Raw genomic sequence first — 16367 nt, forward strand, 5'->3', positions numbered from 1 at the left:
AAGTCTACGGAAAGACAGCCTGTTCTGTTTTAATTTACGGAAACCCCACTCGAATGCTCCGTCTGCTTTTTTTGCAAGCGCAACGCAAAAAGGAAAGCAACGAGTAACAATCCAGCAGATACATAATAAACAGCCCGGACTCCCTGCCATTCAGCGATAGCCCCCATCACCAAGGCAGAAGCGCCAAAGACAAGTAAATCAATCGTCCCCTTCGCTGACATGACATAGGGCAGTGCTGATTCCTCAGTCTCTTGCTGCAAAAGTGTCTGCTTGCTTACATGCACCATTTCCAAAAATGGGCCCAGTGCAAAGGAAAACAACAGTGCCACAAGAGCGTTCGTACTGCTGCCAAAACAAAAGGTAAAGAATCCGACGCCAATCGTACCGCAAATGATCCAGCGAAATAAATGGCGACGCATCCGCTCCGCATACATCAATAGCAGCGTCCCACCTGCAATGGCTCCAAGCATGTAACCGGCATTGATGTAGCCCCACCATTCTTCGCCTTGTCCAAGCACATCGAGGACAAATGGCAGCATAATCGCAGCGATCCACACACCCCCGGACAAGCCGATCACGATATCCATTGCGACCAACAGTCGCAGTACAGGTACATCGCGAATTGTCTTCCATCCAGTGAGCCAATTTGTTGTCGCCTTAGCTGCCTGTTCTTCACGCAGCTTTTCGCTTGCTGGTACAATACCTGTCATTGCGATCGTTGCCACAACATAGGCACCAACCGTTCCCCACAGAACAACACCTGCTCCCAGCCAAGAAACGAGTAATCCCCCTGCGGCCCAGCCAGCAAAATGAACAGTTTGATCCGAAGTGGCAAGCAACCCATTCGCTCGCATGAGGTCTTCTCGTCCGACCAACTGCGGCACCATGGCATTACGCGCAGGGTTTGCCCAGCCATCCATAAAGGCGATGGTTGACCCCAATCCGAACAACAGCCAGATCCACTCTCCCTGCTCTCCTACACCGCTGCTGACAGCTAATGAGGCTGCAGCCAAAAGTATCGTCTTCAAGCCTTGCGACAGCACGAGCATGCCCGTCAACGACAATCGCTGAAACACCAACGGAGCCAACAAGCTGCTCACAGACTGCGACGCTACGATGACAACCGGAATAAACGCCGTGTACATGACAGAGCCAGTTGCAGCGTAGATGATCGAAATAAACGCGACAATATAAAATACATCCCCAAGGTTGGCCAATGTCTGACCCGCCCAGAGGCAAATAAAGCGTCGATGCCACATAAAGCACACCCTCCTGTCGGTTCAGGACCAGCCTATACGTCCTGATGGAATATGAAGTTATTCACACCGACTCGCCATCACAATGGAGGTGCACCTCTTTTCGCGAAAATTACCTTTTATTCTATTCCAGAATCAGAATGCTGTACAGATTTGTTTCGGAAAAAGCTGTAGTACACCCAGCCTGCGTTAATAAACAAGAAAGCACTCGTCATGTAAAAGACTCCGCTAATACTCACATAGCCTGCCAAAAAGCCACCAATCATCGGTCCAAGCATGCTGCCGATACTGACGAAGCTGTTGTTATAGCCGTAGACACGACTGACCATATGTACAGGTGTTGCTCGTCGCAGCAAAGCATTGACGGATGGAAGCAATCCTCCCAGCGATAATCCTAACAAAAACCTGAGCGCGACCAATTGCCATACCGTATGTACCAGACCTTGTGGAATGAAGATGATTGCGGCAGCCAAAAGCGAGAACAAGAGCACCTTTTGCGAACCAAACCGATCTCCTAAACGCCCCAGCTGTGGAGAGGCAAAGACGTTTGCTACCCCCATGCATGCCTGGACAATACCGGCCCACAGTGCTACCTTTGCCCCTTCTGATCCAACCAATTGCGAAATGTAGATCGGCAACACAGGGATAATGCTAAACAACGCAAACTGGATCATTACGGTTACAAAAAAGAGCGCCGGGAGTTCTTTGGAAGAGAAGATCATCTGAAAATCTTCCCGTAGACTCGACCGTTCCTTTTTTTCAGGTGGAACAAAATTCTCTTTCACCATAAACGTAATGACCAAGGTCGCCAGTAATAATACGCAACCGGTAATCACAAAAATCATCCGAAAGCCGATCTTCTCCGCGAGAACACCGCCAAACAGCGGTCCCATAATGGTTCCAGCCGTAATAAACGACTGAAGCAACCCTGTTGCATAGCCAATTCGTTCTTTTGGTACAGAGGATGCTACCAATGCGGTACTGGCAGGGATGATTCCCCCTACAAGTCCATTGAGTAGACGAAGGGCCAAAAGCTGCCACAGACTTCCCGCAAAACCGGTCAGTGCCATGGTAATGGACATGAAAAATCCCGAGCGCAAAATCATGATCTTGCGCCCGTGCTTATCGGCCAAATTTCCCCAAATAGGCGAGACGAGGCCCGCCGTCAAAAAGTTGGCCCCAAAAATAATCCCCGCCCAAGCCGTTACTTGATGAGGGTCTTCAATTCCGAAATCCTGCTGAATGTAAAGCGGTAAAAAAGGCATGATCATGCTCATCGCCACCATGACGAAAAACAAGGATCCGCAGAGTACATATAAATTACGGCGCCATATCTCCATCGGATTTCCTCCAATCCCATCTGCTTATCCCAGTTGCGGGTCGGATGTACTTCCTAGATCTTGCACACTCCACAGGCCATAGTATACTCCCTTTCTCGCAAGCAATTGCTCATGCGTGCCTTCCTCAACGATTTGTCCCTCTTTCATGACAATGATTTTGTCCGCATGCGTAATCGTCGAAAGTCGATGGGCCACGATGAGTGTGGTTCTTCCTTTTGCCAACCTAGACAAAGACTCCTGAATCGTGTGCTCTGATTCCAAGTCGAGTGCAGACGTCGCTTCATCCAGGATCAGAATACCCGGGTCACGCAGGAAAACACGCGCAATCGCGATTCGCTGCTTTTGTCCGCCCGAGAGCTTCACGCCACGCTCTCCCAGCTCCGTATGGTACCCATTCGGTAATTCGCTAATAAAGTCATGGGCATTTGCCGCCTTCGCAGCTTCTTGCACAGCATTGTCATCCGCATCAGGATTGCCCATTAAAATATTCACTTTTGCTGATTCACTAAACAAAATATTATCTTGCTGCACCATCCCGATGTGGTGACGCAAATTTTGCTGCTTCACATCGCGGATATCGATGCCATCAATCGTAATTTTCCCTTCTGTCACGTCCCAAAAACGCGGGAGCAAGCTAATCAGAGAAGATTTTCCGCCGCCTGACATCCCGACAATTGCAACCGTTTCGCCAGAAGAGATGTTCAGATTCACATTGTTCAAGACGAGAGGGCCTTCCTCCCGATAGCGGAAGGACACGTTCTCGAAGCGGATTTCCCCGTGAATGCGTTTGGTTGCAGGGTCGACAGGCAGCTCCCCCGCGTTTGGCTTGTCGACGATATCGTACGATTCATCGATAAACTCGAACATCCGATCCATCGAGGCAATTGCCTGTGTCAGCACCGTACTGGAATTGACCAAGCGTCGCAGCGGCGTGTACAAGCGATCCAAATAAACATAAAACGCAACCAACGTCCCTACGCTCATGCTCCCGCCAATAACTTGATAGCCAGCATAAGCAATGACCAGGAGCGGTGCGATATCCGTCACCGTATTAATTACAGCAAAAGTTCGAGCATTCCAGCGTGTTTGCGCCAGTGCCTTATCCAAAAACTGATTGTTTTCCTTTGCGAATTCCTTGCTTTCCTGCTTCTCCAAGGCAAAGCTGCGGATGAGCGCCATCCCATTGACGCGTTCGTACAAATATCCTTGCAAACGCGCCAGTGCCGCAGAACGATCCTTGGTTAATTGACGCAAGCGCTTGTAGAAAAATTTGACTGAAATACTGTACAAAGGGAAAACGACAATCGCCACAAGTGTCAGTTCCACATCCATGTAGAGCATGATCGCCAGTGTCAGGATGATCGTAATCAGGTCCAACCAGAGATTCATCAATCCCGTTTCCACGAAGCTTTTGGTTGATTCCACGTCGTTAATGACGCGAGAGATGACCTCACCCGTTTTTGTATTGTTGTAGTAGCGCATCGACAGTCGTTGTAAATGAGAAAACAATTGATTGCGGATGTCAAACAAGATACGACTGGATACCCACTGTGCATAGTATTGCCGGATGTACTCAACAGGGGCGCGAACGACGGTAAATAACAAAAAGGCCCCGAGCATCAGCCAAAATAACTGTTTCAGCTTTTCCTCTTGAGGAAGCGGACTTGGCAGCAGGTCATCAATGACGTATTTGATAAGAAGCGGCAGAGCAAGTGGGATCGCAAACTTTATAATACCAATGAATATGGTGCCCAATATTTGTTTCCAATAGGGCAGGACATAAGCCAAATAGCGGCGTATGCTCAACCATCATACCTCCTTTGCAAACAAGGAAATCCCTCCCCCGGTCATTCGGGAAAGGGATTATTCCTCATCATCTCGCACTAAAAGATAACGTTCGTACCAACGTTGGACGAAACCGTTTTGAAAAGGGCCACGTCGCGCGCTTACCCAATCCAGCACCTCTCGCAATGCTGTCTGCACTCTTTCCACAACAAATGGAGGATAGTTCATCTGTTTGCTGTGCAAAAGAAACTCCTCTTCGTCGAGAATCGAGTACGTCATATCGGGAAACACTTTTACGTCGAGATCATAGTCTATGTAGCTAAGCAATTGTCCCTTCATGCTGAAGGGCGAACCAATGTTGCAATAATAATAAATACCGTCATCACGAATCATGGCAATGGTATTGAACCACTGGCCTCTACCAAATGTACAAATGGCCGGTTCACGCGTACGCCATTCCCGCCCGTCTGCTTCTGTCACCTTGACCCGATCATTTCCCCCAATCACCACCGCATCACTGGTATGAATCAACGTAGATTTGTCCCATATGCGGTGCAACGAATGGTCATGTTTATAACTTTCTATGCGGATATTGGAGCCCGGAGTTGGTGACATGACTCTCCCCTTTCTTCTCTTCTCTATTTGAATGGGGACAAGCCTCCTTTAAGAAGAGAGCTTTTTGGAAAGTGTAACATATTTTTGTACTTCATAGCCAAGTGAAAGGTAAAACGGAAGGACTTCCGGATTTGATTGATTGACCATGATCAAGACGTTATTGACACCTCGTTGCTTGAAACGCTTTTCAATTGCTTCAACGAGTTCGCGACCAATACCTGAGCCTTGCATCTCTGGAAGTACAGCCAATCGGTAGAAATAGGCACGTGCACCGTCGATCGTGCCAACCACGACCCCTACAACTCTGCCTTCCATTTCTGCAACCATTACCAGATCGCTGTCCCAAGCCAAATGCTGGGCCAAATCGTTCAATGACTCTTTGTCCGATTGGTCCAACCCCGTCTCCTGCCAAATACGTGTGATAGCCGAATAGTCACCGAGTCGAAACGGACGAATCAGCATGTGTTGCCTCCTTCGTAACCTTCTTCCTCTATTGTACAACACATGGACAACTTTGTCTTGTGTCGCAACACCACAAAGTCTCCAACTCCATACTCCAGCTTCAATAAATCATTATGTCAAAAGAGAAATACCGCCGTCTACAATCAATGTTTGTCCGCGAACCATCCACGCTTTGTCAGAGAGCAAGAATATCACCGCATTAGCCAAATCTTCCGGCTCCACAATACGTCCTGCTGGCGTACGCTCTGCTGAGCTACCGAGCAATTCTTCACGATTCGGGAAATGTTTGAGTGCATCCGTATCCACCGCTCCGCCAGAAACAGCGTTTACTACAATATTATGCGGTGCGAGCTCGACTGCCAAATAACGAGTAATCGCTTCTACAGCTGCCTTCGATACGCCAACCGCTGTATAGTTGTCAAGAACGCGAATGGACCCAAGGCTGGACAAGCTCACGATTTTTCCGCCGTTGCCGCCCTTGATCATTAGTTTTGCCGCTTCTTGCGCACAGAACAACAGCGCCTTGCTGTTAATTTCCATGGTCCAGTCCCAATGGCTTTCTTCCAGCTCCATCAGCGGACGCAGTACACCCGATGCCGCATTGTTCACAAATACATCCAAGCGACCGAATTCCTGGTCAATTTCTGCGAACAACTCTTTGATTTTTGCTACATCCCCTACATTGGCTTTGATCAGATGGACACGAGCGCCCTTTGCTTCCAGCTCTGCTGCTGCTTCTCTTGCCGCAGTGCGGTTACGCAAATAGTTCAGCACCAGGTCATAGCCCTGTTCCGCCAATTGAAGCGCAATCGCTTTTCCGATTCCTCGCGTTCCGCCAGTAACCAGTGCTACTTTTTTCGTTGTATTCATAAAAAGATTACCTCCCGATCTGACCAACTATTAATAGCAGGTACTAATAAATAAAAATCACTCATTCATTATACAACTCCACCTGCGCTTTTTCTACCTACGGAAAAAATCCCGGCATGACTTGATCCTCTCGACTATAGCCATACTAAGCTCGCAGTATCAGGCAAACCACTACCACATAAGGAGGAATGGCAGGGTGTACATAGGTCGGGAATTGTCTGAATTAACCATGGTGCCACTGGCTGATTGGGAAATGAATGAGCTGCTTTATTACCATCACAGCTTTTCACAACTGGCAGCTTATCTCAGTACAGAAGGAGCCTCTCTTCACGTCAAAGTCATCCATGAGCTTGAATCCCGTGGGCCAGTGAATGGAGACAGTGGGGGATGGGATCATTCCTCGTCACCTATTTACGATTAAGTAAAAACCCGGCTGCTCGTGTATGTAAACACGGCGCCGGGCTTATTTTTATATACGGAATTTGCCGAGCTGGTTTTGTAATTCCTCCGCGAGGTGTTCGAGAGAAACGGCTGAGGAAGCGATCTCTTCCATAGAGGCTAGCTGCTCCTGGGCAGCTGCGGATACACTTTGTGTTCCATCAGATGCTTGCAGTGTCACCTCGGAAATATGGCCGATGATCTCAACCACTTGCTGTGCCCTTGTGGAGAAATCGCGCGTCGCTTCAGATACCTGACCGATTTTCTCTGCCACTTCATTGACGGCTGATTGAATTTGTTCGAAGGACTGGCCAGCTTCGTTCACTTTTTCAATACCTTCCGTTACTTCATGCTTACTCTGATCCATAACGATCACAGCTTGGTTTGTCTCCGCTTGAATCGCGGTGATCAGTTGACTAATTTGTTGTGCTGAGCTTGCGGATTGCTCTGCCAGCTTGCGTACCTCATCAGCCACCACAGCAAAGCCTCGTCCATACTCCCCTGCTCGAGCCGCTTCGATTGCTGCATTAAGTGCGAGCAGGTTGGTTTGATTAGCGATGGCAGTAATCACATCCACGATGTTTCCAATTTCTTGGGAACGCGTCCCCAGATTATCCACAACTTTTGCCAGACCGTGAATCGATTCGCTAGATGCGTTCATTTGCATCACAGCCGATTGAATGGCTTTGTTTCCGGCCACTGCCAAGTCCGACGAATCCTGGGCTGCGGTGAATACATTTTGTGTATGCTCTACAATCTGACCGATTCTTGCTGACATTTGTTCGACTGCTGCGTTCCCCTCCTGCGTATGGGAGACTTGCTGCTCGGTTCCCTCCGCCATTGCTTGCATGGTCTCTGCGATCTGTTCTGTCGCTTTGCTTGTCTGATCCGCACTGGCAGCGAGCTGCTCTGCCGAAGAAGCCAGCTGCTGAACAGAATCATTCACAGAATGGAGCAAGGAACGAAGAGATTCCGCCATATGATTGAAGGCTTTGCCCAACGTACCCAACTCATCGTCACTCCGTATAGCTACTTGTTGTGTCACATCGCCTTGGCTCATTTTTTCCGCTGCTTCTGTCAACATACGCAAAGGACGGAGTAAGGAGCGCAAAATCACGTAAATGGCTCCGCCAGCTACCACCAGCGCAGCAATGATAATCACGAGCATCGTGTAAAAAATCGGACTTGCTGCTTCTGCTGCTTCACTTTCATACATCACGCCTATAAGCTTCCAGCCCGTATTTTCGTTCGTAGTAAACACGGCTTGGACGGGATTTCCTTCGTGCTGAAATTGTAAACGACCTGACTCTTCTGCATATACTGTATCCGTCCAAGACGCTGCAACCTCAACGCCAGACTCTCCATTTGGATTGACCAGCATTTTTCGGTTTTTATCCAAAATCGCCATATATCCTTGGGTACCGATTTTCGCTTGCTTGACCGTCGCGTCCAGCGCTGTCAGTTGAATATCAATTCCAAGTACACCAGATTTATCAGGCAAGGACATCGCGATTCCCAACACAACTTTTCCGGTTATGGCATCAATGTATGGGTCCACAATGACGCTCTTTCCTGGTTGCTTCATGGCGGCTATGTACCAATCCCTCTTTCTTGGGTCGAATCCGTCGGGAAGCTTGGAATCAGTCGCAGTCAACATGCCACCATTCTCATCCCCGATATACGCTTCACTCACTTCTGGGTTCATCGCGAGAAAACGCTGCAATTGCTTTTTCGTTTCCATTTTGGTCTCTTCCAAGATGTCATGGCGTACAATATCAGAAGCAATCCATTCCACATTCCTCGATTGCTCCAGCAGTGTGTGGTTCAAAAGCGCATCTATCAACCGAACGTTTTCAGAGGCAGTCGTAAGCAATTCATCAGACAACTCTGCCTTGGCACTCTGATAAGAGAGCAACCCGAGCAAAAGCATGGGGATCACTAAAATTGTGGAAAATGTAGCGATCAGCTTGGATTTTACAGTGAGTCTGGGGGTTTTCATTCGCTAGCATCACCTTTCTGCGTGTCATGATTGTCCTATATTGATACCCGCTATATGCCTAATGGTAAACCTTCATTTGCCCACTAAACTGCACATTCGTTTATTATTTATTATTTTTTATTATATTCAGAATATACTTTCTTCTAGAAATAGGTAAAAAATCGCTTTACAACAAGAAAAAAATGCCATATTCTAAGAGTACGTTCCACACACTACTACTACTACCACTACTACTACGGAAAGAAAGGAGGCAGCACCATGATGATGATAGCAATGAATCCAAATCCAGCTCTTATTGATCGTCTTGTGGATGTTTTAACTGAATATAGCAGCGCCTCCTGGGTCGACGAATTCCAGTAGTATTCGTACTCTTCAACATTTCCATTTCGTCTATTACCGACCACAGGCGTTGTTGCTTGTGGTCTTTCTATGCCCTTCAAAACGGCATGTCCGTTTGTTGATGCCAGAAGACCGCAGGCTTTCGCCCGTGGTCTTTTTCTTTCTCTTCAATTAACATTTTCCACCTTGAAAGGGGGTGATTGGTAATGGTACTGAACTTTTTGCTTTTCACAGTCAAGATTGAACGCAATAAGGAACAAGCGGAGACACTTTTCGCAGAATCTGCTCGCTGTCGCTATCTCGAAGAACGCGCCGAAGAACATGCTTTTCAAGCAGCACAATTTGTGAGCCGTATTTAATGGACGAAACACGATTACTTGACTACAGGAGGGATTTTAGTATGAAAAACAAACAACGGCGTCAGATGATGAGGTTTACGGGAGTCAAAGCGATAGATGGTAGCTGACTGCACCAAACTAACGGGATGGGAGGGATACACTCATGTACATTCCAATGATTTTCTTCACAATCATAATTGAGAAACGGAAATTGACACCGAAGCAAATTGAAGCAAAATACATGCAACAGCAAGCGCTGAAACGCATCGAAGAACAAAAGCATCAGATCGTCACACAATTTCCAGAGTTTTTGATTCGATAAAAAGAAACGGTTTTACAAAGATCATGTCTGCGGGGGCATGATCTTTTTATTTTCCACTGCTCTTCCCCTCTCTCGAAGCTTTATAATGGATTCAAAAGAGAAAAGTGGGGAGTGAAATCATGGAGTATCAAATCGTCTTTATAGACATTGATGGAACACTCGTCAATGAAGAGAAAATCATACCACCGGATACACTCGAAGCGATTCAAGAGCTACAAAGAAACAAGATCGAGGTCGTCTTAGCAACAGGCAGAGCTCATTATTATTTTGACGAGCTTGCCCAGCAGTGCGGCATCGATTCGTATATCAGTTGCAATGGCGCATATGTCGTCTATCAAGGAAAAACCATTTATGATCGCCCCATCCCGACCACAACACTCGATCAATTGCAGCAGATCGCAGACCAGCACGACCATCCCATCGTGTTTCAAGGCAGTACGGCGGGCTTTTCTACTCATAAGCAGCATCCTTATTTGGATTGGACCTTTCAGCAATTGAAGCTTGATTCCCCTGATCACAATGCAAACTTCGCCCATTCTGAAAATATTTATCAGGCGCTGTTGTTTACACCAGAAGCGCACGAACAACAGTACAGAGAAGCGATTCCGGCTCTCTCGTTTATACGCTGGCATGAGTATTGTATGGATGTTTTTGCGAAAGGCGGTTCAAAAGCCCTCGGTATTGAAGCCCTCCTCTCGCATATCGGGCTTGCGCCAAGTAAGGCGGTTGCTTTTGGAGACGGTCTGAATGACAAAGAAATGCTGTCTTATGTCGGGATGGGAATCGCGATGGGCAATGCGCATGAAGCTTTGTTGCCGCATGCCAATTACGTAACACGGCACGTCGATGATGGCGGGATATCTCACGGCTTGCGTCACATCGGTCTGATGAAATAAAAGCTGCCGAGAAATGCTCGACAGCTTTGCCTAATCGTTATTTTTGTCCCAACAGCTCGCGAATTTTTTGATGCGCCATCGGGATGGTGTAAGCATCTAATTCCTCCCAAGCTGCGTATCTTGCATGAGCGGGGAGCTCTTCCCCTTCGATCCAGTCACAGGACCATACTTGCATGTTCCACTGCAAATGGGAGAAGACGTGCTGAACCGTACCGAGTGGCTGCATGACTTCTACATCAATTCCGAATCGTTCACGCAAACCAACTGCAAGTGCCTCCTGCTTGGCAGCATCATTTTCCTGTTCGGTTTCAACAGTAGGGAATTCCCACATGCCGGCGAGAAGCCCCTGATCGGGACGCTTGTTCATCAATACTTTGCCGTCGCGAATGATAATGCCTACTTGCAGGTCAACAGGACGTGGAGGTTTGGCTTTGCCTTTGACCGGCAGCTCTTCTGCCACTCCCTCCTGACGGGCCATACAGTAGTCAAACACCGGACAGGTCAAGCATTGCGGAGTGCGCGGCACACAGACCATCGCTCCCAGCTCCATTAAAGCCTGATTGAAATCACCAGCTCTCCCCGCTGGAATGACCTGGCGTACGAGATGCTCGATTTTGATTCTCGTGGCAGGCTTGGCGATGTCGTCCGTTAAATACAGCAGACGTGAAAAGACACGCATAACATTTCCATCCACAGCCGGCTCCGCCTTTTCATAGGCAATGCTAAGAATGGCACCTGCTGTATACGGACCGACACCTTTTAGTGTAGCGATCTCTTCTGGTGTATCCGGCACAACTCCTCCATAGCGAACCGTTACCTCGCGGGCTGCGGCTTGAAGATTGCGCGCGCGGGAATAATAACCGAGCCCTTCCCACGCTTTTAAGACATCATCCTCGGGCGCTTTCGCTAAATCACTCACCGTCGGAAATTTCTCCATGAAATTCGCATAATAAGGTTTAACGGTCTCTACGCGTGTTTGCTGAAGCATGATCTCCGATACCCAGATTCGATATGGGTCTTTGTTGATCCGCCAAGGCAAATCCCGCTTTTGTGAGTCGTACCAGGCCAGCAAATCTTGGGCAAAGCCAAACACATGAAATTGTTCAGGAAGGGTATATTTCAAGCTTTCTTTTTTTCTTGCCATTTGCGTTTATTCTACTCCTTTTCATCCCAGTTCCGCGGGACGAAACGCCCACACATGCAGTTTCGCAGCTCCGCCGGAAATACAGTCGCAAAAGTCTTGGTCTGCCAAACGGTTTGCCTTGATTTCTTCGTATACGTGAACAGTCTCGACCTCAAACGTTTCAACAAACAGACCGGGCTGATCCAAGCCCTCCATTGAGCGATACTGACGTGCACCCATCGCTTCCATTCGCTCAGACATCGAGGAGAGCAATCGCAGAGCGTGACTCCGTTTTTCAGTATCCAACTTGTATTCAATGAAAACCGTTAGCATGCGACATGTTCCTCCTTTAACGATTCAACGCTTTCATCATACCCTTCCCACCCGGTGCGAACAAGCACACAAATATTTTCAGAACGGGCGGGAATTAAGCTTAGGCAAACGCTATAATAAACAATAAAAGTGGAAGGAAGGGAGGAAGACAACGATTCCATGGATACAGCCACACATTTTGCCATGGGCTTTGGATTGGCCGGGCTCGCCTATCTTGATCCTGTCGTAGCTTCTACTCCGTCACTTGCAGTGGCCGTCATGATCGGTACGGTCATTGGCTCGCAGGCACCTGATTTGGATGGCTTAGTCCGCCTTCGTGGTACCGCTGCCTACATTCGCAACCACCGAGGTGTTTCTCACTCGGTTCCGGCTTTATTTCTCTGGACGGGAGCCATTTTCGTTCTCATCCAGGCCATGATGCCACAGCCCCATTGGCTGCATTTGCTCGGCTGGATATTCCTAGCCGTCTGTTTACACGTCTTCGTTGACTTGTTCAATTCCTATGGCACAAAGGGCCTGTACCCGTTTCGCGACAAATGGGTGGCTCTCAACGCCATTTTCATTTTCGATCCGTTCATTTTCGCTGCTCATCTCGTCGGCTTTATGCTATGGGCAGCAGGTGCGCATCCAGGACACGTCTTTTTATGGATATACGTGATCATTGCCGGATACTATTACTGGCGTTGTCAGGCGCAAAGACGAACGACCGAGTTGGTTCGTCAGCGAATCGGCAAAGCTGGTACCTTCACCATCATCCCTACGCTTTCCTGGACGTATTGGACCTTCGTCGCCAAGACAGACCAGCATTGGTATGTAGGTGAAGTCATTTCAGGCGACGTCGTCATCCTGGACACCTTCTCCATCAAACCGGAAAATGAGCGGATTGCGGCAGCCAAGAAAAGCTACAAAGTCCAGTCCTTCCTCGCTTTTACCCATCATGTGCATGTAGAAACAAAGGAGCGCTCCTTTGGCTATGAGGTCAAATGGATTGATCTGCGCTACCGCTCCCGTTTTCAAGGGAAAAGTCACTACATGTTCGTCGCCGTGGTCTACCTCAATTTTGATCTGACCATCCGCGATTCCTTCGTCGGTTGGATCCACCACGGAGAAGAACAGCTTACCAAAAAATTGGATTCAAAACGCTCGTAATCGACGAGACTGCCGCCCCTTCCAGTAGAGGGCGGTTATTTTTTTGTCATCTGACCCGTTCATTTTTACCAAAATTGCACCTGTTCTCCTAGTCAAATACCCATTACGATCAAAATAACAACGACAGACTGGGGGACTCGACATGATACCAATTCGTTATTCCAAGCGTACCATTACTGATCAGGAGCAAATTGACCAGTTTTTGCAAGTGGCTAAGGTCGGCCATCTCGGCTTGTCCAATGAAATCGAGCCGTACATCCTCCCTTTGAATTTTGCATGGTGGAATGGCTGTATTTATTTTCACGGCGCAGATTCTGGCAGAAAAATCGAGATGATGAATGGCAACAACCGTGTATGTTTCAGTGTTTGCGAGGAGTACGGCACAATCGCCTCACCTGTGCCTGCCCATATCGATACAGCTTACATGAGTGTGTTTATCGCTGGGACAATTGAGCGTGTTTCTGAACCTGAGGAGATGCGCGATGCGATGCAATCCATGATCGACAAGTACGTACCCGGCTACTATTCAGAAGCGTTGCCTTTGCAGCATGTCCTCAAGTATCGTTCTTCGATGGGCAGTACGACCGCCATCTTCCGGATTACGCCTACCGTGCTGACCGCCAAAGGCAATCCACCTTCCGAAGAGCAGCAGTTCTATCCAGGCAGAAAAGTCGAGATGGATGTATAGCAACGAAAAAAGACACGCTCCTTTTCCTAAAAGCGTGTCTTTTTCTTGACTGATCTTTACTTATTATACGGAGCACTCATTCCTGTCGAAATCGCGATTCGGTTCCAGCTGTTAATCGTATTGATCGCCATAATCAAGGCAACGTACTGATTCTCGTCAAAATGCTCGCGGACCTGCTGATAGAGCTCTTCCGAAACGCCGTTAGCCGTAATGACAGTGACAGCTTCTGTCAGAGCAAGGACGGCCCGCTCTGCCTCTGTGTAAACCGCGGATTCTCTCCATAGGCTGAGTAAATAAATGCGTTGCTCTGTTTCACCGAGTTTGCGTGCATCCTGTGTATGCTTATCCATGCAAAAAGCGCAGCCGTTGATTTGGGAAGCACGAATTTTGATCAGCTCAATCAGTTTTTTGTCCAAGCCGCTCTCATTCACGAAATTTTCCAGCTTGAGCATGGTTTGTAACGCCTCAGGATTTGCTGCACGATGATTGAATCTAGCTTGCATCATTCATCTTTCCTCTCCACTCGAATTTGCTTTCAATCTCAAAGACGAGTGAAGCGTCCTTCTTGTGACGAATCATCCATTTTCTTTTTGCAAATGGGCAAGCTTATCTGGATTGACCATCATGTACAAGCGTGCAATGCGATCTTCTTCTTCATTCATTGTGATCTGGATGATCATTTTCAGCTGACCTTCGGAGTAGACGGCAATCCCATCTTGACCATTGATCGAGCGAATCTGCATCGTAGCATGAGAAGCCCACCTCGGCCATACACCCATCCAGAAGGCAGTAATCCGCTCGTCTGAAAAGATGGGATGAATAGCCGCACGGACTTTCCCTCCACCATCGCTGACAAACACAGCATCTTTTGTCAAAAGTCCGATCAACGACTTCGCATCTGATTGGGAGATGGCCTGCATCAGCTGTTCTACCAAGCTCGAAGTCCGATTCGACTGAGGGACGATCGCCTGATATCCTGCTTCAGCCAGCTTTTTTCTCGCAAGGCTAAACTTCTTACGACAGTTTACTTCGGTCATTTCGAGCATCGCTGCAATTTCGCTGTATTCGTAGTCGAGTGCCGTTCGGAGCACAAAAACGGCACGTAGCGTCGACGGTAGATTCTCTAAGAGAACAAGCAAGCCATACGAGACTGTTTCTTCGGCAATCACTGTTTGCAAGGGATCATTGGTTTCCGAAGCGTCCAGCATCGGCTCCGGCAGCCATTCCCCTACATACTGCTCCCGCTTCCAACGGGCTGATTTTAATAAGTCCAGACAACGATTGGTCACAGCTTTGCACAGATAGCTTTTTACATGGTGAATGTCTTGGATGTCGGTACCTGCCAGCGCAAGAAACGTATCCTGTACAATGTCCTCCGCCTCCGTTACCGAGCCAGTCATCCGGTACGCAAGGGAAAACAGTAATGATTTATACTCCCGATAAACATCCCCCATGTGCACTGTCATTATTTCGTATCACCAAACTGCCAAATGGTGTGACTGAGACTTCCATAGCGGATGCTCATATGCAGGCGCTTCGCTGTACGTTCATCGTCGGCAGCTCCCATGACGTACACAAGCGGAACAAAATGCTCGGTTCCATACGCGGGAACAGCTTTTTCGGCATGTGGAGCAAGCTCGCGGTAGTGGGCGAGATCCTCGACATTCCAGTCAGTCAATGTTGTTTGCAGCCAGTCTTCGAATTGCTCCGCCCACTCAAAGGTAGCACTATCGGACTCTCTCAGGTTCATATAGGAAAAATTATGGACGGTTCCGCCACTACCGAGGATCAGAACGTCTTTTTCGCGGAGCGGACTGAGTGCTTTACCGATCTGATATTGCTCTGTCACGGTCAGGTTCGGATTAACTGATAAGGCAACAACAGGAATATCTGCATCCGGATACATATGGCGCAGAATGACCCAATGTCCATGATCAAGTCCGCGTGTCGTGTTGAGAGCAACTGGTACGCCCGCTTCCTGAAGAAGGCGGACTGTTTCCTCCGCTATTTCTCGCTCTCCTTTTGCTGGATACTCAATCTCATACAACTCCTGCGGGAATCCGCCAAAATCGTGAATAGTCGGGAAGATATCCATCGTTCCCACCGTTTGCTCAAAAGCTTCCCAGTGAGCCGAAAACATGACGATTGCTCGCGGCTTGCGTGGGAGCAGGCTAGGCAATTGGTTCAGTGCTTCTGTATAGGCATTGTTTTCTATGGCAAGTAACGGGGCACCATGTGCAATGAAAAAAGACGGCATCATTTGCGTACACTCTCCTCTATACTTTTTAAACTTAGTTACTTTTAGTAAGTATTATATCTCATAATCACTACGGTTACAAGTGTATCCTAAATTGATGCCGTTTCTTTTCTCTGAACAAAAAAAGGCTTGCCGCTCTTAAAGAACGACAAGCCTT

18 protein-coding genes are annotated in these 16367 nt (G+C 48.1%); 6 read left to right on the forward strand and 12 right to left on the reverse strand.

The genetic code is table 11. The annotated features are described in order from the left end of the window. Positions 1 to 29: 29 nt before the first annotated feature. The 6 genes from HPY28_RS11465 to fabL all read right to left on the reverse strand — a co-directional run bounded on the left by HPY28_RS11465 (position 30) and on the right by fabL (position 6328). On the reverse strand, positions 30 to 1259 hold the full coding sequence (locus HPY28_RS11465; RefSeq protein ID WP_174230604.1) for an MFS transporter: 1230 nt from the start codon (positions 1257 to 1259) through the stop codon (positions 30 to 32). A gap of 116 nt (positions 1260 to 1375) precedes the next feature. After that, positions 1376 to 2596, reverse strand: a complete 1221-nt coding sequence (locus tag HPY28_RS11470) for an MFS transporter (RefSeq protein WP_017250150.1) — start codon at positions 2594 to 2596, stop codon at positions 1376 to 1378. A 24-nt stretch (positions 2597 to 2620) separates the two neighbouring features. Next, entirely contained in the window at positions 2621 to 4402 is a 1782-nt protein-coding gene (locus HPY28_RS11475) for an ABC transporter ATP-binding protein (RefSeq protein ID WP_174225111.1), read from the reverse strand. Between the two features lie 57 nt (positions 4403 to 4459). After that, positions 4460 to 4996 carry a DUF402 domain-containing protein gene (locus tag HPY28_RS11480; RefSeq protein ID WP_007729805.1) on the reverse strand — a complete coding sequence of 179 codons (537 nt, stop codon included), beginning with the start codon at positions 4994 to 4996 and terminating at the stop codon, positions 4460 to 4462. 48 nt (positions 4997 to 5044) lie between these two features. After that, a complete protein-coding gene (locus HPY28_RS11485) occupies positions 5045 to 5458 on the reverse strand; it encodes a GNAT family N-acetyltransferase (RefSeq protein ID WP_017250148.1) in 414 nt (137 codons plus the stop codon). Between the two features lie 111 nt (positions 5459 to 5569). After that, positions 5570 to 6328 (reverse strand): enoyl-[acyl-carrier-protein] reductase FabL, encoded by a 759-nt coding sequence (gene fabL, locus HPY28_RS11490; protein WP_017250147.1) that lies wholly within the window; start codon positions 6326 to 6328, stop codon positions 5570 to 5572. Positions 6329 to 6524: 196 nt separating this feature from the next. On the opposite strand from fabL, the gene HPY28_RS11495 reads away from it, so the two are divergent. Continuing rightward, positions 6525 to 6749, forward strand: a complete 225-nt coding sequence (locus HPY28_RS11495) for a hypothetical protein (protein WP_017250146.1) — start codon at positions 6525 to 6527, stop codon at positions 6747 to 6749. Between the two features lie 48 nt (positions 6750 to 6797). Here the strand turns inward: HPY28_RS11495 and HPY28_RS11500 are convergent, their stop codons facing one another. After that, complete coding sequence (locus tag HPY28_RS11500) at positions 6798 to 8765, reverse strand: methyl-accepting chemotaxis protein (RefSeq protein ID WP_174230605.1); 1968 nt, start codon at positions 8763 to 8765, stop codon at positions 6798 to 6800. A gap of 545 nt (positions 8766 to 9310) precedes the next feature. Here HPY28_RS11500 and HPY28_RS11505 point away from each other — a divergent pair. From HPY28_RS11505 to HPY28_RS11515, 3 genes are all read left to right on the forward strand, one after another. Next, entirely contained in the window at positions 9311 to 9463 is a 153-nt protein-coding gene (locus HPY28_RS11505; protein ID WP_017250143.1) for a hypothetical protein, read from the forward strand. Positions 9464 to 9605: 142 nt separating this feature from the next. Then, the gene (locus HPY28_RS11510) at positions 9606 to 9764 is read left to right on the forward strand and encodes a hypothetical protein (protein WP_007729792.1); all 159 of its coding nucleotides are present in this window, start codon (positions 9606 to 9608) and stop codon (positions 9762 to 9764) included. A gap of 119 nt (positions 9765 to 9883) precedes the next feature. Further along, the gene (locus HPY28_RS11515) at positions 9884 to 10660 is read left to right on the forward strand and encodes a Cof-type HAD-IIB family hydrolase (RefSeq protein WP_174225109.1); all 777 of its coding nucleotides are present in this window, start codon (positions 9884 to 9886) and stop codon (positions 10658 to 10660) included. Between the two features lie 37 nt (positions 10661 to 10697). Here HPY28_RS11515 and mutY read toward each other — a convergent pair whose 3' ends face one another. Together mutY and HPY28_RS11525 are read right to left on the reverse strand one after the other, a co-directional pair. Next, the gene (mutY, locus tag HPY28_RS11520) at positions 10698 to 11804 is read right to left on the reverse strand and encodes an A/G-specific adenine glycosylase (protein WP_173622785.1); all 1107 of its coding nucleotides are present in this window, start codon (positions 11802 to 11804) and stop codon (positions 10698 to 10700) included. 21 nt (positions 11805 to 11825) lie between these two features. Continuing rightward, complete coding sequence (locus tag HPY28_RS11525) at positions 11826 to 12116, reverse strand: MFS transporter (protein ID WP_017250140.1); 291 nt, start codon at positions 12114 to 12116, stop codon at positions 11826 to 11828. A gap of 159 nt (positions 12117 to 12275) precedes the next feature. On the opposite strand from HPY28_RS11525, the gene HPY28_RS11530 reads away from it, so the two are divergent. Then, positions 12276 to 13265, forward strand: a complete 990-nt coding sequence (locus tag HPY28_RS11530) for a metal-dependent hydrolase (RefSeq protein WP_017250139.1) — start codon at positions 12276 to 12278, stop codon at positions 13263 to 13265. Between the two features lie 142 nt (positions 13266 to 13407). Next, on the forward strand, positions 13408 to 13953 hold the full coding sequence (locus HPY28_RS11535) for a pyridoxamine 5'-phosphate oxidase family protein (protein WP_174230606.1): 546 nt from the start codon (positions 13408 to 13410) through the stop codon (positions 13951 to 13953). 56 nt (positions 13954 to 14009) lie between these two features. Here the strand turns inward: HPY28_RS11535 and HPY28_RS11540 are convergent, their stop codons facing one another. The 3 genes from HPY28_RS11540 to HPY28_RS11550 all read right to left on the reverse strand — a co-directional run bounded on the left by HPY28_RS11540 (position 14010) and on the right by HPY28_RS11550 (position 16213). After that, positions 14010 to 14456, reverse strand: a complete 447-nt coding sequence (locus HPY28_RS11540; protein WP_174225136.1) for a carboxymuconolactone decarboxylase family protein — start codon at positions 14454 to 14456, stop codon at positions 14010 to 14012. Between the two features lie 72 nt (positions 14457 to 14528). After that, complete coding sequence (sigJ, locus tag HPY28_RS11545; RefSeq protein WP_174225108.1) at positions 14529 to 15419, reverse strand: RNA polymerase sigma factor SigJ; 891 nt, start codon at positions 15417 to 15419, stop codon at positions 14529 to 14531. Further along, entirely contained in the window at positions 15419 to 16213 is a 795-nt protein-coding gene (locus HPY28_RS11550) for a dioxygenase family protein (RefSeq protein WP_017250135.1), read from the reverse strand. Before HPY28_RS11550 ends, sigJ begins: the two co-directional genes overlap by 1 nt. Between the last annotated feature and the right edge of the window lie 154 nt (positions 16214 to 16367).

It is taken from the genome of Brevibacillus sp. HB1.2 (assembly GCF_013332495.1).
Classification (GTDB): domain Bacteria; phylum Bacillota; class Bacilli; order Brevibacillales; family Brevibacillaceae; genus Brevibacillus; species Brevibacillus porteri.